Source organism: Streptomyces sp. NPDC054841 (genome assembly GCF_053611045.1).
On sequence record NZ_JBSGZO010000065.1, the window covers coordinates 1 to 16,398 of the forward strand.

Annotated in this window: 16 protein-coding genes; 8 read left to right on the forward strand and 8 right to left on the reverse strand. The window is 71.4% G+C overall.

Features of this window, described 5'->3' with window-relative positions; all coding sequences use genetic code 11:
- Positions 1-2,380: Tex family protein (locus ACWGI8_RS12235; RefSeq protein WP_453660214.1), on the reverse strand; the 2,380-nt coding region annotated here is incomplete at its 3' end.
- A 198-nt stretch (positions 2,381-2,578) separates the two neighbouring features.
- The gene (locus ACWGI8_RS12240) at positions 2,579-3,442 is read right to left on the reverse strand and encodes an SCO6745 family protein (RefSeq protein ID WP_453660215.1); all 864 of its coding nucleotides are present in this window, start codon (positions 3,440-3,442) and stop codon (positions 2,579-2,581) included.
- Between the two features lie 154 nt (positions 3,443-3,596).
- Between ACWGI8_RS12240 and ACWGI8_RS12245 the strand changes: the two genes are divergently transcribed.
- Both ACWGI8_RS12245 and ACWGI8_RS12250 read left to right on the forward strand, forming a co-directional pair.
- Complete coding sequence (locus ACWGI8_RS12245) at positions 3,597-4,559, forward strand: GlxA family transcriptional regulator (protein WP_453660216.1); 963 nt, start codon at positions 3,597-3,599, stop codon at positions 4,557-4,559.
- A 114-nt stretch (positions 4,560-4,673) separates the two neighbouring features.
- Positions 4,674-5,327, forward strand: coding sequence for a DJ-1/PfpI family protein (locus ACWGI8_RS12250; protein WP_453660218.1), 654 nt, complete (start codon positions 4,674-4,676; stop codon positions 5,325-5,327).
- A 3-nt stretch (positions 5,328-5,330) separates the two neighbouring features.
- On the opposite strand, the gene ACWGI8_RS12255 is transcribed toward ACWGI8_RS12250, so the two are convergent.
- Complete coding sequence (locus ACWGI8_RS12255) at positions 5,331-6,083, reverse strand: enoyl-CoA hydratase/isomerase family protein (protein WP_453660243.1); 753 nt, start codon at positions 6,081-6,083, stop codon at positions 5,331-5,333.
- Between the two features lie 83 nt (positions 6,084-6,166).
- Here ACWGI8_RS12255 and ACWGI8_RS12260 point away from each other — a divergent pair, with 83 nt between their 5' ends.
- Together ACWGI8_RS12260 and ACWGI8_RS12265 are read left to right on the forward strand one after the other, a co-directional pair.
- Positions 6,167-6,778 (forward strand): HdeD family acid-resistance protein, encoded by a 612-nt coding sequence (locus ACWGI8_RS12260; protein ID WP_453660219.1) that lies wholly within the window; start codon positions 6,167-6,169, stop codon positions 6,776-6,778.
- 136 nt (positions 6,779-6,914) lie between these two features.
- Positions 6,915-7,385 (forward strand): ATP-binding protein, encoded by a 471-nt coding sequence (locus ACWGI8_RS12265; protein ID WP_453660221.1) that lies wholly within the window; start codon positions 6,915-6,917, stop codon positions 7,383-7,385.
- 38 nt (positions 7,386-7,423) lie between these two features.
- Here the strand turns inward: ACWGI8_RS12265 and idi are convergent, their stop codons facing one another.
- The 5 genes from idi to galE form a co-directional block, all read right to left on the reverse strand.
- On the reverse strand, positions 7,424-8,017 hold the full coding sequence (gene idi / locus ACWGI8_RS12270) for an isopentenyl-diphosphate Delta-isomerase (RefSeq protein ID WP_453660222.1): 594 nt from the start codon (positions 8,015-8,017) through the stop codon (positions 7,424-7,426).
- Positions 8,018-8,155: 138 nt separating this feature from the next.
- On the reverse strand, positions 8,156-8,362 hold the full coding sequence (locus ACWGI8_RS12275) for a hypothetical protein (RefSeq protein ID WP_453660223.1): 207 nt from the start codon (positions 8,360-8,362) through the stop codon (positions 8,156-8,158).
- The gene (locus ACWGI8_RS12280) at positions 8,359-9,150 is read right to left on the reverse strand and encodes a class I SAM-dependent methyltransferase (protein ID WP_453660224.1); all 792 of its coding nucleotides are present in this window, start codon (positions 9,148-9,150) and stop codon (positions 8,359-8,361) included. The genes ACWGI8_RS12275 and ACWGI8_RS12280 overlap by 4 nt, the downstream gene beginning before the upstream one ends.
- A gap of 186 nt (positions 9,151-9,336) precedes the next feature.
- Positions 9,337-10,275, reverse strand: a complete 939-nt coding sequence (locus ACWGI8_RS12285; protein ID WP_453660225.1) for a cation diffusion facilitator family transporter — start codon at positions 10,273-10,275, stop codon at positions 9,337-9,339.
- Positions 10,276-10,418: 143 nt separating this feature from the next.
- Complete coding sequence (galE, locus tag ACWGI8_RS12290) at positions 10,419-11,402, reverse strand: UDP-glucose 4-epimerase GalE (protein ID WP_453660226.1); 984 nt, start codon at positions 11,400-11,402, stop codon at positions 10,419-10,421.
- A 618-nt stretch (positions 11,403-12,020) separates the two neighbouring features.
- Here galE and ACWGI8_RS12295 point away from each other — a divergent pair.
- Genes ACWGI8_RS12295 through ACWGI8_RS12310 form a run of 4 tightly spaced genes read left to right on the forward strand, consistent with a single transcriptional unit; the run spans position 12,021 to position 16,387 of the window.
- Positions 12,021-13,832 carry a DUF5941 domain-containing protein gene (locus tag ACWGI8_RS12295; protein ID WP_453660245.1) on the forward strand — a complete coding sequence of 604 codons (1,812 nt, stop codon included), beginning with the start codon at positions 12,021-12,023 and terminating at the stop codon, positions 13,830-13,832.
- Positions 13,829-14,581, forward strand: coding sequence for a phosphocholine cytidylyltransferase family protein (locus ACWGI8_RS12300; protein WP_453660227.1), 753 nt, complete (start codon positions 13,829-13,831; stop codon positions 14,579-14,581). The genes ACWGI8_RS12295 and ACWGI8_RS12300 overlap by 4 nt, the downstream gene beginning before the upstream one ends.
- Positions 14,569-15,630 (forward strand): iron-containing alcohol dehydrogenase family protein, encoded by a 1,062-nt coding sequence (locus ACWGI8_RS12305; RefSeq protein WP_453660228.1) that lies wholly within the window; start codon positions 14,569-14,571, stop codon positions 15,628-15,630. Before ACWGI8_RS12300 ends, ACWGI8_RS12305 begins: the two co-directional genes overlap by 13 nt.
- Entirely contained in the window at positions 15,608-16,387 is a 780-nt protein-coding gene (locus ACWGI8_RS12310; protein ID WP_453660229.1) for a CDP-alcohol phosphatidyltransferase family protein, read from the forward strand. Before ACWGI8_RS12305 ends, ACWGI8_RS12310 begins: the two co-directional genes overlap by 23 nt.
- Positions 16,388-16,398 lie beyond the last annotated feature (11 nt).

The window sequence follows — 16,398 nt, forward strand, 5'->3', positions numbered from 1 at the left end:
GCTTCGGGTCGAGCAGGCCCGCCTTGCGCAGGGCGTCCGCCATCGCGCTGTTCGCCGGGGCCGGGGCCTGCCGCCCGGTGCCACCGCCGCCACCACCGGACCCGCGGCGGTCACGGCCGCCGCCGCCCTGACGCTGCTGCGGCGGGCGGCCGCCCTGGCCGCGCTCACGGCGCTGGCCCTGGCCGCCGCCGGACGCCTGCGGCGCCGCCTCGTCGTCCAGCCGCAGCGTCAGCGAGATCCGCTTGCGCGGGATGTCGACGTCGAGGACCTTCACCTTCACCACGTCGCCCGGCTTCACCACGTCCCGCGGGTCCTTGACGAAGGTCCGGGACATCGCGGACACATGGACGAGACCGTCCTGGTGGACGCCGATGTCGACGAACGCGCCGAACGCCGCCACGTTCGTGACGACACCCTCCAGCACCATCCCGGAGGCCAGGTCGGAGATCTTCTCGACGCCCTCCTTGAAGGTCGCCGTCTTGAACGCGGGCCGCGGGTCGCGCCCCGGCTTCTCCAGCTCGCGCAGGATGTCCGTCACCGTCGGCAGACCGAAGGTCTCGTCGACGAAGTCGTCCGCGCGCAGCGACCGCAGCACCCCGGTGTTGCCGATCAGCGACGCCACCTCACTGCCCGTGGTCTTCACCATGCGCCGCACCACCGGATACGCCTCGGGGTGCACGCTCGACGCGTCGAGCGGGTCGTCGCCGCCGCGGATCCGGAGGAAGCCCGCGCACTGCTCGTACGCCTTCGGGCCGAGCCGCGCCACGGCCTTGAGCTCCTTGCGGGAGCGGAACGGACCGTTCGCGTCGCGGTGCGCCACGATGTTCTCGGCGAGCCCCGAGCCGATGCCCGAGACGCGCGAAAGAAGCGGCGTGGAAGCGGTGTTGACGTCGACGCCGACACCGTTCACACAGTCCTCGACGACCGCGTCCAGCGAGCGCGACAGCTTCACCTCGGACAGATCGTGCTGGTACTGGCCGACGCCGATCGACTTGGGGTCGATCTTCACCAGTTCGGCGAGCGGGTCCTGCAGCCGCCGCGCGATCGACACCGCGCCGCGCAGCGACACATCGAGGCCCGGCAGCTCCTGCGAGGCGAACGCGGACGCCGAGTACACCGACGCGCCCGCCTCCGACACCATCACCTTGGTGAGCTTCAGCTCCGGGTGCCGGGTGATGAGGTCACCGGCGAGCTTGTCCGTCTCGCGCGACGCCGTGCCGTTGCCGATGGCGACCAGCTCTACCGCGTGCTCCTTCGCGAGCCGCGCCAGCTTCGCCAGCGACTCGTCCCACTTGTTGGCGGGCACGTGCGGGTAGATCGTGTCGGTGGCGACGACCTTGCCGGTCGCGTCGACGACGGCCACCTTCACGCCCGTACGGAAGCCCGGGTCGAGGCCCAGCGTCGCCCGCGTACCCGCCGGCGCGGCGAGCAGCAGATCCCGCAGATTCGCCGCGAAGACCCGTACCGCCTCGTCCTCCGCGGCCGTCCGGAGCCGCAGCCGCAGATCGATCCCGAGGTGCACGAGAATCCGGGTCCGCCATGCCCAGCGCACGGTGTCCGCGAGCCACTTGTCGGCCGGACGGCCGCGGTCGGCGACGTCGAAGCGCCGGGCGACCATGGACTCGTACGTGGACGGGCCGGGCTCCTCCGACGGCTCCTCGGGCTCCAACTCCAGCGAGAGCACGTCCTCCTTCTCGCCGCGGAGCATCGCCAGGATGCGGTGCGAGGGCAGCTCGGTGAACGGCTCGGCGAAGTCGAAGTAGTCGGCGAACTTCGCGCCCGCTTCCTCCTTGCCGTCCCGGACCTTCGCCGCGAGCCGGCCGCGGGTCCACATCCGCTCCCGGAGCTCGCCGATGAGGTCGGCGTCCTCCGAGAACCGCTCGGCGAGGATCGCCCGCGCGCCCTCCAGGGCGGCAGCCGGGTCAGCGACACCCTTGTCCGCGTCGACGAACGCCGCCGCGGCCGCGAGCGGATCGACCGACGGGTCGCCCAGCAGGCCCTCGGCGAGCGGCTCCAGACCGGCCTCCCGGGCGATCTGCGCCTTGGTGCGCCGCTTGGGCTTGAAGGGCAGATAGATGTCCTCCAGGCGGGCCTTGGTGTCGGCGGCCCGGATCTGCGCCTCCAGCTCGTCCGTGAGCTTGCCCTGCTCACGTACGGACTCGAGGATCGCGGTCCGCCGCTCCTCCAGCTCCCGCAGATACCGCAACCGCTCCTCGAGCGTGCGCAGCTGCGCGTCGTCGAGCATCTCGGTCGCTTCCTTGCGGTAGCGCGCGATGAACGGCACGGTCGACCCGCCGTCGAGCAGCTCGACGGCCGCCTTCACCTGCCGCTCCCGTACGCCGAGCTCCTCGGCGATCCTGCCTTCGATGGACGTCGTCACGGTTCCCCGACTCGCCTTCTGATGCTGGCTGTGCTTGGAGGCCCCGCGGACATGGCCCGCGGCATCGCGGTCCCTGCCCGCGCGGCCTCTTCGCCTGCATTCTGCCGGGTGGCCGGGTGCCGTGTCGCGGTGCCCCGCTAGGGCCTGTCTTTTGGATCAGGCCCTGGGTGCTGTCCGGCGGATCGGGCCCAAGGGGCGTCAGCCCTTGGCGCTCAGGCCCGCGGGGAAGGCACCGGCGGCGACGGCCTTGGTCAGAAGACCGTGGGCCAGCTCGGTGAGGCGTTCGACCCCCGCCGCGCCGAGGTGCTCGTACGGGGCGAGGTCGAGGCGGTCGGTGTGCTCCTCCACCTCCGCCCGCAGGGCAGAGCCCGCAGCGGTCAGTTCACCCTCGGCGTCGAGGAGTCCGCGCTCGCGGAGCCGGTCCGAAGCCGCCTCCCAGTCGGTGCGCCGCCAGCCACGGCTGGCGAGGATCCAGCGCGGGGACATGCCCTTGCCGGTCGCGGTGTGGCTGACCAGGGCCTCCAGGGGATCGAGTCCGGCGGACAGCAGCGCGGTCAGATGGCCGTCGCCGCGGTGCTCGCGCAGCAGGGTCGCGGCATGCCAGTAGGCGAGGTGCGGCTCCTCGGGCACGGGCAGATCCGCGTGCGCCGCGTAGAGCGGACGGGCGTGCCGGGTGCAGGCCTCCGTGGCGCGCAGTGCCAGCCGGGCGGCCTCCGCCATCTCCTGCGAGGCGACCGTCTCGTCGCCGAGCAGTCGGCGCAGCGTCGCGTCGGCGGCCCGCAGCCGGGCCGCGAGCACGGTGGCCGGCGAGGCGGTGTCCCATACCGCCGGGAGGTGCCGGGCGATCAGTTCGTGGTTGAAGTTGTAGAAGGTGGCGGCCACGGTGCCCGGGCCGACCGCACCCATGGCCGCCGCGCGCCCGGCGAAGTAGGCGGCGCTCGTGTCCTCGACGCCGATCCCGGCGAGCTCCTTCGCGTAGTCGGGCGAGAAGTACAGGGTGGAGTGCAGCGGGTTGACGGCGTTGTGGCAACGGCGGCCCGCGCGCGGGGGCAGAGAGGTCATGGACCGCACGTTACCGACTGGTCGGTACGCAGGGAAGCCCGGAAGGCGCCATCCCTCCGGGCCCCTGGGCGCGGCGCCGGCCGGAACGTTCGATGGCAGGAAAGGTGGGGAGCACGTCATTGCGGTCATTGCGGGCGGCCCCGACGATGGATGCATGCCAGAACGTTCCGTCCTCGTCGTGCTCTTCGACGGCGTGCAGAGCCTTGACGTGACCGGCCCGCTGGAGGTGTTCGCCGGCGCCAACAAGCACTCGGGCACCCCGTTCACGTACCGCATCCGCACGGCCTCGCTCGACGGCGAGCCGGTCCGCACCTCCAGCGGGCTCACCCTCGTCCCCGACGGCGGCCTCGGTGACGCGGGCCCGGTGCACACCCTGATCGTCCCGGGCGGCGAGGGCACCCGCCGCCCCGACCCCGAGCTGATCGAATGGCTGCGCGCACGCGCCCCGCGCGCCGAACGGCTGGTCTCCGTCTGCACCGGTGCCCTGCTGCTCGCCGAGGCCGGGCTGCTCGACGGACACCGTGCGACCACCCACTGGTCCGTCTGCGACCATCTCGCCCGCACCTACCCCGCTGTCGAGGTCGACCCCGAGCCGATCTTCGTGCGGGACGGAAACCTTGCCACCTCCGCCGGCGTCACCGCAGGGATCGACCTCGCGCTCGCCCTGATCGAGGAGGATCTCGGGCGCGAGACCGCTCTGAACATCGCCCGCCATCTCGTGGTCTTCCTGCGCCGCCCCGGCAATCAGTCGCAGTTCAGCGCCCAGCTCGCCGCCCAGACCGCCCAGCGCGAACCGCTCCGCGAGGTGCAGCAGTGGATCAGCGAACACCCCGACGGCGATCTGTCCGTCGAGGAGCTCGCCCGCCGCGCCCGGCTCTCGCCCCGTCAGTTCGCCCGGGCCTTCCGCGCGGAGACCGGCATGACCCCGGGCAAGTACGTCGACCGGTTCCGGCTGGAGCACGCCCGACGGCTGCTCGAGGACACCGGCGACGGCATCGAGGAGATTTCGCGCGCCTGCGGATACGGCACTCCCGAGGCGATGCGCCGCTCCTTCGTGAAGACGCTCGGAGCGGCCCCGGCCGAATACCGCCGCCGGTTCCACGTACCCGTCCCCTGACGCCTGGCGCCTGGCGCCTGGCGCCTGACCACTGACGACTGCCCACTGGCCCCTGGCCCCTGAGCACTGCCCCTGACCACTGACACTGACCACTCACTACTGAAAGTGACCGACATGCAGATCGCGATCCTGCTCTACGACGAGTTCACCAGCCTCGATGCCGTCGGCCCGTTCGAACTGCTCAGCCGGATGCCCGGCGCCGAAACGGTCCTCGTCGCCGAGGAGGCGGGCCCCGTGCGCAACGACCAGGGCAACCTGACCCTCGTGGCCGACCGCACCCTCGCCGAGGTGACGGCCCCGGACATCGTCCTCGTCCCCGGCGGCCGCGGCACACGGCAGGCCATGCAGAACGAGACCGTCCTGGAGTGGTTGCGCACGGTGGACGCCACCAGCACGTGGACCACCTCGGTGTGCTCGGGCTCCCTGGTGCTGGCAGGCGCGGGCCTGCTCAAGGGCCGCCGGGCCACCAGCCACTGGCTGGTGCTCGAGACGCTCGGCCTCCTGGGTGCCGAGGCGACCGGCGAGCGGGTCGTCTTCGACGGCAAGTACGTCACGGCCGCAGGAGTCTCGTCCGGCATCGACATGGCCCTGCACCTGATCGGCCGGATCGCGGGCGACGAGATCGCCCAGAAGATCCAGCTGCTGACCGAATACGACCCGCAGCCGCCGTACGACGCGGGCTCGCCGGACAAGGCGCCGGCGGAGATCGTCTCGTACTGGCGGGCGCGGGGGGCTTCCGACGACACGGTCCGGGCCGGCGGCCGGTGACCTTCACACGCTCCAGGTGAAGCGCGGCGGCCTGCGCTCCAGGAAGGCGGCGACCCCCTCCGCGGTGTCGCCGCCGGCGCGTGCCTGCTCCGCCCAGTACGCGTCCCGGTCGGTGCGGCCGGACGCGAACTCCTTCGCCGCGGCCTGCGTCAGCTGTGAGCGGGACGTCAGCACGCGCGTGAACTCGGCGACCCGTTTGCCCAGTTCGCCCTCCGGCAGCACCTCGTCCGCCAGTCCGGTCCGCAGCGCCCGCTCGGTGCCGATCAACTCCCCGGAGAACAGCAGGTACTTCGCGGTCGCCGGCCCCACCAGGGACACCAGCCGCCTGGTCGAGGACGCCGGGTACACGATCCCCAGTTTCGCCGGGGTGATCCCGAAGGAGGCCCCCTCCTCGGCGAACCGCAGATCGCAGGCCGCGGCCAGCTGGCAGCCGCCGCCCACGCAGTACCCGCGCACCGCCGCCAGGGTCGGCTTGGGAAAGGCCGCGAGCGCCTCCTCGGCCTGTACGGCCAGGCTCTGTGGCTCCTCCCCGGTGCCGGCCCGCTCGCGCAGCGAGGAGATGTCGGCGCCGGCGCAGAACGTGGTCCCGGCGCCGGTCAGCACCAGCGCCCGTACCTCCGGGTCGTGCGCCAGGCCCTCCAGCAGGACGGGCAGCGACCGCCACATCCCGGCCGTCATCGCGTTTCGCTTGGCGGAGTGACTGATGACGACGGTGGCGACCCCGTCCACGACGGTGTGCTGCAACTGCGGGTCCATGCGGTCCATGCGGTCCATGCGCCGGATGCTATCCGCCCCGCCGGTACTTAAGATCAAGAAGGGGGTGCGACGAGGAGGCACTCATGACCGGTCCCACCCACGAGAGCAGGAAGCTCCGCCGGAGCTTCGGCTGGCTGGCTGTGCTCGGCGTCGTTCTCGTGCTCGCCGGGCTCGTCGGGCTCGTCTACGTCGGCGTCGCGACCCTGACCTCGATGCTGCTCTTCGGCTGGCTGCTGCTGATCGGCGGTATCGTCGGACTGCTGCACGCGATCGAATCGCGCGGCACGAACTTCTTCTGGCTCGGCGTGGTGGTCGCCGCGCTCAACATCGCGGCCGGTGTGGTCGTCCTGCGGCACCCGCAGGGCAGCGCGGAGGCGCTGACCATGTTCGCCGCGCTGCTGTTCCTGACCGGTGGGCTGTTCCGGCTGGTGGGCAGCCTGGTGGTACGCGGTCCGCAGTTCGGGTGGACCCTGGTGCAGGGCGCGTTCGGCCTGCTCCTCGGCATCCTTGTGCTCGCGAACTGGCCCGAGAGCAGCCGCTATGTGCTGGGGACCTTCTTCTCGCTGGCGCTGCTCTTCGACGGGCTCGGGCTGATCGCGATCGGCATCGGCGGCCGCAGCGTCGTCGGTATGGCCGAGGACACCGTCGTGTCAGCGAAGCCGACACAAGAAGATCAAGATCAGTCGAAGAACTGACGCTGTCATACCCACCTGGTCAGATTCTGTCGATAGGGGCTGACTTCTGTTCAGCAGCCCGGTCCGGACCAACACGTTCCCAACACTCGATACTCAACGGTTCCCAGCGACGTATCACGAGGGTGGGTGCGGGACTATGGAGAGCCCCGGGAGCGTCCCGGCCCGGCCACTGTCGTACGAAGGCGTCTGGCGGTTCACCGCACCCGCGCTCGATGTGTCGGTGCCGCAGGCCCGGCACGCCGTCCGCGATCTGATCCACCGCCAGGGCGTGCCGGTCCACGACGACGTCCTGCAAGGACTCCTGCTGATCGTGTCCGAACTGGTCACGAACGCCGTACGGCACGCGGCTCTGCTGTCGCCCGAGGTCGCCGTCGAGGTGGCGATCGGGCCGGAGTGGATCCGGGTGGCTGTCGAGGACAACCACCCGTACCGGCCCAAGGCCCTGGAGAGCGACTCCGCCCAGACCGGCGGCCGCGGGCTGCTGCTCGTCAAGGAAGTCACCCGGGAGGCGGGCGGCGAGTGCGATGTGGAGCACACCGCGGGCGGCGGAAAGATCGTCTGGGCCGCGCTGCCGCTCGCCCCCGTGAGCGGCGCGGCGTCTCTGTAGCCGGCGGAGCGGCTCACCGGGGGTGCGCCCGGTTACGGTCACCAGCCGCCGGCGGGCCCCGTGAGCTCCCTGATCGCCGGGCGCGCCGCGTCCAGCACCGTCATGAACCACGCGGAGAAGGTGTCCCGCGCATGCCGTTCGGCCAGCTCGGCCGCGGTCACGAACGCCGTCTGCCCGACCTCCTGCGGGTCCGGGCGCAGCGGAGCCTGCACCATGCCCACGAAAAGGTGGTTGTACTCCTGCTCGACCAGGCCCGAGGCCGGGTCCGGGTGGTTGTAGCGGACCGTGCCCGCCTCGGCCATCAGCGACGGCGAGATGCCCAGCTCCTCGTGCGTACGGCGGGCGGCGGCGGTGAACGGCGCCTCGCCCGGGTACGGGTGGCCGCAGCACGTGTTCGACCAGACATCGGGGGAGTGGTACTTCTCCGATGCGCGGCGCTGGAGCAGCAGCCGCCCCTGCTCGTCGAAGAGGAACACGGAGAACGCCCGGTGCAGCCGCCCGGGTGCCTGATGGGCGGAGAGCTTCTCCGCGGTGCCGATGGTATTGCCGCTCTCGTCGACCAGTTCGAGCAAGATCGGCTGCTTGGTGCCGTTCGGCGAGCTGTTCGTCGCAGTGGCGGGTGTGGTCGGCATAGCCATCCTTCGCTTCGGTCCTCGGCCCAGCGGGGGCTCCCTCAGTCTGCCGTACAAAAGCGGCTTGTCCGCACTTCGCCGCCCTGGGCATGTCCGTGCCCCGCCGCGCAGGAGTGCAGCGGGGCACGGACGGCGGAGTCAGACTCCGAGAGTCCCCGGGTAGTGGATCATGCCCTTCGGCAGAGCCGTGGAACCGTCCTGGACCAGAGCCGTCATGGCCTCGTCGAGCACCTCGAACCCGGGCCGGATCCCCAGCCGGGAGCCTCTTCCTCCGTGGGCCTCTTCCTCCGTGGGGAACGCCGCGGCGTCGACGGCGTGCACGGCCGCGATCACGGCGTCCGTCACTGGGGGTACCCCCCGTCGAAGCACTCGGGGAGGGTCCCCCGGCGCGTGCCGGCCGGCCGCAGAACGTAGCCGGCGTAGCCGTACTCCGCGCCGTGGTCGCGCCGCATGGCGATCTCGGCCCGGGTGGAAGCGAGCGCCGGCCCCATGCCGGGAGCCGTCGGATCGGCGGCATCGGCCCGCTCACCGAGCGGTCCGTAGTACTCCGCCCAGTCGCTCTCGGGCTGGCGGTACACGCCGAGGACGTGGTAGCCGGCCGCGACCGCGGCGGCCGCGTTCTCAGCCGGTGTGCGCAGCGTGCAGTGCTGCTCCCAGAAGTCGCGGGCCTCCGGGCTCGGATCGTCCCAGGTCCACTCGCACTCGGTGACGACGAGCGCGCCGCCGGCTGCGAGCAGCCGCCGCCAGCTGCGCAGGGCCGCGTCGAAACCGAGCGAGTACGCCGAGCTCTCGGCCCAGATCAGGTCGAACGACCCGTCCGGGTAGGGCAGTTCGCCCATGTCGGCGTTGACGGTACGGATCCGGTCGCCGAGCCCGCGGGCGTCGGCCGCGCGCCGCAGCTCGTCGAGGAACGGTTCGTGCAGATCCACGGCCGTCACGTCGGCGCCGGCCTCCGCGGCCAGCAGCAGCGCGGAACGGCCCGGGCCGCAGCCCAGATCGAGCACGCGTGGACGGGACGGCAGCCGGCCCACGAGCGCCAGCAGCCGGCGGGTGGTGTCGTCGGAGCCGGGACCCTGCCGGGGCAGGCCGTGGTGAAGCGAGAAGAATGCGTCGTACTGGTCGTTGTCGGACAACGTGGGAAACCCTTTGAGTGAGCGGGCCCCGGCCGACGTACGGGATCAGGTCAGCGTACGGAATCAGGTCGACCGGGAGCCCGGAGGTCGATGACGGACCGGGCGCTGCGCACGGCAGCGACTTCTGCGACGGTCATCAACCCCAGCTCCTCTCAAGATCACGGCTTCGCACGAATGTAGCAGCCGTCAGTGACAGAAACCGGCCTCGTGCTCCGCATGGCCGGTGGGCTCCAGTTGGAACGTGCAGTGTTCGACATCGAAGTGCGACCCGAGGCAGCCCTGCAGATCGTGCAGCATCTTCTCGTGTCCGATCGCGTCCAGGAAGTCCTGTGCCACCACCACATGTGCCGAGAGCACCGGCATCCCGGAGGTGATCGTCCAGGCGTGCAGATCGTGGACGTCCTCGACGCCGGGCAGGGCCCGTATGTGCTCGCGCACCTCGGCCATGTCGACGCCCTTCGGCGCCGCCTCCAGCAGCACGTTCAGCGTCTCCCGCAGCAGCTTGACGGTGCGCGGCACGATCATCAGGCCGATGACCAGGGAGGCGATCGGGTCGGCCGCCTGCCAGCCGGTGGCCAGGATGATGCACGCCGAGACCAGCACGGTCACCGAACCGAGCGCGTCCGCCAGGACCTCCAGATACGCGCCGCGTACGTTGAGGCTCTCCTTCTGGCCCCGCATCAGCAGGGACAGCGACACCATGTTCGCGACCAGGCCGACGAGGGCGAAGGCGATGGTGATGCCGCCCCTGGTCTCGACCGGGGTGATGAAACGCTGCACCGCCTCGTACAGCAGGAAGCCGCCGACCCCGAGCAGCAGCAGACAGTTCGCGAGCGCGGCGAGGATCTCGGCCCTGGCGAAGCCGTAGGTGCGACTGGCGTCGGCCGGACGGGCCGCGAAGTGGATCGCCAGCAGGGCCATCGCCAGGCCGAGGCCGTCCGTGGCCATATGGGCGGCGTCGGCGATCAGGGCGAGCGAGTCCGCGACGATCCCACCGACGATCTCCACGGTCATCACGCCCAGCGTGATGCCGAGGGCGATCCGCAGCCGGCCCTTGTAGGCGGCGGTCGCGGTGCCCGTCGGCGGAGCGCCGTGCGTGTGTCCGTGGTCGTGCCCAGCCCCCATCAGGACGCCTCCCGGATCGTCTGAATGATCTGCCCGAATGGCCAGTCAACTACGGGTGGGGGGTATGGGGCAACACGAAGGTGAACACCGTTGTCATATGCTCTGACCTGCGGTTATGTATGCAGGTCAGAGCCTCGTGACGATCAGCGGGCAGCCGCCTCGGGATGGCGCAGCAGCCAGCCCTCCCACGCCGACTCGACCATCTCGCGCACCCCGCGCGAGGCCGTCCAGCCCAGCTCCTCGCCGATCCGGTCGACCGAGGCGACGGCCCGCGCGGCGTCCCCGGGCCGACGCGGCCCGACGACCGCGGGCGTGCCGTGGCCGGTCACCTCGGCGACGAGCCCGGCGAGCTCGCGCACCGACACCCCTTCGCCCCGCCCGATGTTCACGGTCAGATCCCCGGCGCCGTTCTGGCCGGCCAGCCGGCGGGCCACCGTCAGATGCGCGTCGGCCAGATCGGCGACATGGATGTAGTCACGGATGCAGGTGCCGTCCGGCGTGGGGTAGTCGTCGCCGAAGATCCGCGGGGCCTCACCGCGGCTGATCCGGTCGAAGAACATCGGGATGATGTTGAAGACCCCGGTGTCGGAGAGCTCCGGCCGGGCCGCGCCCGCGACATTGAAGTACCGCAGACAGGCGGTGGCGATGCCGTGCGCCCGTCCCGTCGCGCGCACCAGCCACTCGCCCGTGAGCTTTGTCTCCCCGTACGGATTGATCGGTACGGCGGGGGTGTCCTCCGTGATGAGATCCACATCGGGCACCCCGTACACGGCGGCGGACGACGAGAAGAGGAACCGCTTCACGTCCGCGGCGGCGACGGCCTCCAGCAGCACGGTCAGTCCGTGCACGTTCTCCCGGTAGTAGCGCAGCGGCTGCTCGACGGACTCGCCGACCTGCTTCTTCGCCGCCAGGTGCACGACTCCCGTGACCGCGTGCCCGGCGAGCGTACGGTCCAGCAGCTCCCGGTCCAGCAGCGATCCGTGCACCAGCGGCACCCCCTCGGGCAGCCGCCCGGGAATCCCCGTCGACACGTCGTCGAGCACGACCACCCGCTCCCCGGCCCCCGCCATGGCATGCGCCACGTGCGCCCCGATGTACCCCGCCCCACCTGTGATCAGCCATGTCATGCCCGCCACCCTAGGGCCTGTCCGGTGGATCTTGCCGGGCTCGCGACGCCCTGCGACTCCGTCTCCTGCTCCCCCTGGGCCCTGCGGGCCCGGGAGGTGCCCCCAGTCGTCAGTCGGCATGGCTCCGCCATGACTCTCCCCCTGCCTTCGGCGGGGGGACCCCCATCCTCCGCCTTGGATCCGAAGCCGCATCAGTGACATCAGCCGCTTCGCGGCGGGCGCTCGCTGATCCAGCCTGATCCACCGGACCGGCCCTAGGCCTGTCCTCCAGACCTTGCCGGGCTCGCGTGCCCTGGCGCGCACCCTCGCAGGCACCAGACCCGCTCACTGATCCGGCCTGATCCGGAAGACGAGCACTCGGCGCCTCCCGCCGCGGTTTGTGGGGCGAGGCACTGATCGACGATGATGATCTCGGTCCGCGCCCCGGCGGCCCGGCTGTGGCAGGGATGCCCAGCCGTAGCAGAAGGCCGCAGGGGTGAGCGGGAGTGTCGTCACCGGGAAACCTCGGTGAACTCGCGTTTCCGTTCATCCGATAGCCTCTGCCGACGTGCCGCCGCCCGGGTCCCGGGCCGAGCCGCCGTGTACACCCACCTGTTCAGCGCCAAGGAGTGAGTCCGTCTGCCGACCGCAATCCTCACCGGTCCGCCGGTACCCGGATCGCCGCTCGAAGGCGATCTGCGGTCGCTGGGCTTCGACGTACGCGTCGCCTCGAGCGCCGACGAGACCGCGGAGCTGCTCGCCGCGGCACCGGCCGCCGAGCGCGTCGCCCTCGTGGACCCCCGCTTCGTCGGTCACGTCCACGCCCTCCGCCTCGGCCTGACGGACCCCCGCTTCCCCGCCTCCGCGGTCCCCGGCGCGGTCACGGCCCAGCCGGAGGCGCGCAGCGCGCTGCTGGCCGCGCTGCGCGCAGCCACTGGCACGCCCGTGCAGGCCGACGCGGTCGCCGAGTCGATCGATGCCGAGGGCGTCACGCCGCACCGGCCCGAGCTGGGGTCGCTCGTCGCGACCGTGCCCGGCGACGCCCAGGCCCGTAACGAGGCCCGGCAGGCCGTCGCCGCCGTCGATGACGAGGCCGTACGGCTGCGGTCCGCCGTGAAGGCTCGCGACGGCTTCTTCACCACGTTCTTCATCAGCCCGTACTCGCGCTACATCGCCCGCTGGTGCGCGCGCCGCGGACTGACCCCCAACCAGGTCACCACCGCTTCGCTGATCACCGCGCTGATAGCGGCCGGCTGTGCCGCCACGGGTACGCGCGGCGGATACGTCGCCGCAGGCGTGCTGCTCCTCTTCTCCTTCGTCCTGGACTGCACCGACGGGCAGCTCGCCCGCTACTCCCTGCAGTACTCGACGATGGGCGCCTGGCTCGACGCCACCTTCGACCGGGCCAAGGAGTACGCGTTCTACGCGGGCCTCGCGCTCGGCGCATCCGCCGGAGGGGACGACGTCTGGGCCCTGGCCCTCGGCGCGATGGTGCTGCAGACCTGCCGCCACGTCGTGGACTTCTCCTTCAACGAGGCGAACCACGACGCGGTGTCCAACACGAGCCCCACCGCCGCCCTCTCCGACAAGCTCGACAGCGTCGGCTGGACGGTCTGGGTGCGCCGCATGATCGTGCTGCCGATCGGCGAGCGCTGGGCCATGATCGCCGTACTGACGGCCGTGGCCACGCCCCGCATCGTCTTCTACGCGCTGCTCATCGGCTGTGCCTTCGCCGCCACGTACACCACCGCGGGCCGGGTGCTGCGCTCGCTCACGCGCAAGGCTGGGGGCACCTCCCAGGCGAAGCTCTGGGGGAGGACCGACCGCGCCGCGCGGGCGCTCGCGGACCTCGCCGACTCCGGACCGCTCGCCGAGGGTTTCGCGGGAGCGTTCAAGGGCGTGGCCCGCAGGCTGCCGTCGATCGCCCCCGTGGCGATCGCCGCGCTGGGCGCGGTCGCGGTGACCGCCACCGCCTGGCTCACGCCGTACGGCAGCCCCTGGCCGGTCGTCGCCGCCTTCGGTTACGCCCTGACCTCGGGCCTCGCCGTCGCCCGCCCACTCAAGGGCTCCCTCGACTGGCTCGTGCCCCCGGTCTTCCGCGCCGCCGAATACGGAACGATCCTGCTGCTCGCCGTCCGGGCCGATGTGGACGGTGCCCTTCCAGCGGCTTTCGGGCTGGTGGCCGCGGTCGCCTACCATCACTACGACACGGTGTACCGCATCCGCGGCGGCACCGGCGCGCCCCCGCACTGGCTGGTCCGTGCGGTCGGCGGGCACGAGGGGCGGACCCTGGCGGTCGCACTGCTCGCCGCCTTGCTCGGCGCCCCGCAGTTCACGATCGCGCTGACGGTCCTCGCGGTCGCCGTGGCACTCGTGGTGCTCGTGGAGTCCATCCGCTTCTGGGTGTCCTCCGGAGCACCCGCCGTACATGACGAAGGAGAACCCGCATGATCGGCCTCGTACTGGCAGCCGGTGCCGGACGGCGTCTGCGTCCCTACACCGACACGCTTCCGAAGGCCCTCGTGCCGGTAGGCCCCGAACAGGACGGGGCAGCCCTGTCGGTCCTCGACCTGACGCTGAAGAACTTCAGTGAGATCGGCCTCACCGAGGTCGCCGTCGTCGTCGGCTACCGCAAGGAAGCCGTGTACGCGCGCAAGGACGAGTTCGAGGCCACGTACGGCCTCAAGCTCACCCTGATCGACAACGACAAGGCCGAGGAGTGGAACAACGCCTACTCCCTGTGGTGCGCCCGTGACGTCCTCAAGCAGGGCGTGATCCTCGCCAACGGCGACACCGTCCACCCGGTCTCCGTCGAGAAGACGCTGCTCGCCGCCCGCGGCGACGGCCGGCGGATCATCCTCGCCCTCGACGCGGTGAAGCACCTCGCCGACGAGGAGATGAAGGTGATCACCGCCGACGGCAAGGGCGTGCAGAAGATCACCAAGCTGATGGACCCGGCCACCGCCACCGGCGAGTACATCGGCGTCACCCTCATCGAGCCCGACGCCGCCGAGGAGCTCGCCGACGCCCTGAAGGCCACCTTCGAGCGCGACCCCGACCTCTACTACGAGGACGGCTACCAGGAGCTCGTGAACCGCGGCTTCCGGATCGACGTGGCGCCGATCGGCGACGTGAAGTGGGTCGAGATCGACAACCACGACGACCTCGCCAAGGGCCGGGAGATCGCGTGCCAGTACTGACCCGGCTCATCCCGTCGCCGGTCGTCGTCGACATCCGCCCGGGCGCGCTGGACGACCTGGCCGGTCTCCTCGCCGACCAGCGGATCTCCAGCTCCGGCCGGCTCGCCTTCGCGATAAGCGGCGGCTCCGGCCAGGCGCTGTGCGAGCGGCTCGCCCCGGTGCTGCCGGGCGCCGACTGGTACGAGGTCGCCGACGGCACGATCGACTCCGCGGTCAAGCTCGCCGACGACATCAAGGGCAAGCGGTACGACGCGGTCGTCGGTCTCGGCGGCGGCAAGATCATCGACGTGACGAAGTACGCCGCGGCGCGCCTCGGCCTGCCCATGGTGGCCGTGGCCACGAACCTCGCACACGACGGGCTGTGCTCGCCGGTCGCGACGCTCGACAACGACAACGGTCGCGGTTCGTACGGCGTCCCCACGCCGATCGCCGTGGTCATCGACCTCGACGTCATCCGTGAGGCCCCGGTCCGGTTCGTCCGGGCCGGTATCGGCGACGCGATCTCCAACATCTCGGCCATCGCCGACTGGGAGCTGTCGCACCGCATCACCGGCGAGCCGGTCGACGGACTGGCCGCCGCCATGGCGCGTACCGCCGGCGAGTCCGTCCTGCGCCACCCCGGTGGCGTCGGCGACGACGGCTTCCTCACGGTGCTGGCCGAGGGGCTCGTCCTGACCGGTATCTCCATGTCGATCAGTGGCGACACCCGGCCCTCGTCCGGTGCCTGCCACGAGATCAGCCACGCCTTCGACCTGCTGTACCCCAAGCGCTGCGCGCTCCACGGTGAGCAGGTCGGAATGGGCGCCGCCTTCGCGATGCATCTGCGCGGCGCCCGCGAGGCGTCCGGGCTCTTCGCCGAAGTGCTCCGCAAGCACGGCCTGCCGGTGCTGCCCGAGGAGATCGGCTTCTCCGCGGACGAGTTCGTCAGCGCCGTGGAGTACGCGCCGCAGACCCGCCCCGGACGCTTCACCATCCTCGAGCACCTCGACCTGTCCACCGATCAGATCAGGGACGCGTACGCCGACTATGCCAAGACCATCCGTAGCTGAACTCCGCCCGGTCGTGCACCCGGCCGGTGTCAAGGACCGGCGCAGCGGCGAGCACTGGGGCGGCCGCCTGTACATGCGCGAGATCTCCCTGCGCATCACCCGCGTCCTGGTCGGCACCAAGGTCACGCCGAACCAGCTGACCTACCTGATGACCCTGGCCGGTGTACTGGCCCTGCCGGCCCTGCTGGTGCCGGGCATCTGGGGAGCCGTCCTCGGCGTGGTGATGGTCCAGCTCTACCTGCTGCTGGACTGCGTGGACGGCGAGGTCGCCCGCTGGAAGAAGCAGTACTCCCTCTCCGGCGTCTACCTGGACCGGGTCGGTGCCTACCTGTGCGACGCGGCGGTCCTGGTCGGCTTCGGCCTGCGCTCCGCCGACCTGTGGGGCAGTGGGCAGATCGACTGGCTGTGGGCGTTCCTCGGCACCCTCGCCGGGCTCGGCGCGATCCTGATCAAGGCCGAGACCGACCTGGTCGGCGTCGCCCGGCACCAGGCCGGGATGGAGCCGGTCAAGGACGCGGCGGCCGAGCCGCGCTCGTCCGGCATGGCGCTCGCCCGCCGGGCTGCTGCCGCGCTGAAGTTCCACCGGCTGGTCCTCGGCATCGAGGCCTCCCTGCTCATCCTGGTGCTGGCGATCCTCGACCAGGTCCAAGGCGACCTGTTCTTCTCCCGCCTCGGCGTCGCGGTGCTGGCCGGTATCGCCATGCTGCAGACCGTGCTGCACCTGGTGTCCGTCCTCGCGTCCAGCAGGCTGAGGTGAGCGGATGAGCA

What these genes read in the sequence shown, in the direction of transcription:
- idi (WP_453660222.1), bottom strand. Translation starts at nt 8,017, where the DNA reads ATGCCGACCACACCCGCCACTGCGACGAACAGCTCGCCGAACGGCACC.
- ACWGI8_RS12265 (WP_453660221.1), top strand. Translation starts at nt 6,915, where the DNA reads ATGGAGAGCCCCGGGAGCGTCCCGGCCCGGCCACTGTCGTACGAAGGC.
- ACWGI8_RS12310 (WP_453660229.1), top strand. Translation starts at nt 15,608, where the DNA reads ATGCCAAGACCATCCGTAGCTGAACTCCGCCCGGTCGTGCACCCGGCC.
- ACWGI8_RS12255 (WP_453660243.1), bottom strand. Translation starts at nt 6,083, where the DNA reads ATGGACCCGCAGTTGCAGCACACCGTCGTGGACGGGGTCGCCACCGTC.
- galE (WP_453660226.1), bottom strand. Translation starts at nt 11,402, where the DNA reads ATGACATGGCTGATCACAGGTGGGGCGGGGTACATCGGGGCGCACGTG.
- ACWGI8_RS12245 (WP_453660216.1), top strand. Translation starts at nt 3,597, where the DNA reads ATGCCAGAACGTTCCGTCCTCGTCGTGCTCTTCGACGGCGTGCAGAGC.
- ACWGI8_RS12240 (WP_453660215.1), bottom strand. Translation starts at nt 3,442, where the DNA reads ATGACCTCTCTGCCCCCGCGCGCGGGCCGCCGTTGCCACAACGCCGTC.
- ACWGI8_RS12260 (WP_453660219.1), top strand. Translation starts at nt 6,167, where the DNA reads ATGACCGGTCCCACCCACGAGAGCAGGAAGCTCCGCCGGAGCTTCGGC.
- ACWGI8_RS12285 (WP_453660225.1), bottom strand. Translation starts at nt 10,275, where the DNA reads ATGGGGGCTGGGCACGACCACGGACACACGCACGGCGCTCCGCCGACG.
- ACWGI8_RS12250 (WP_453660218.1), top strand. Translation starts at nt 4,674, where the DNA reads ATGCAGATCGCGATCCTGCTCTACGACGAGTTCACCAGCCTCGATGCC.
- ACWGI8_RS12300 (WP_453660227.1), top strand. Translation starts at nt 13,829, where the DNA reads ATGATCGGCCTCGTACTGGCAGCCGGTGCCGGACGGCGTCTGCGTCCC.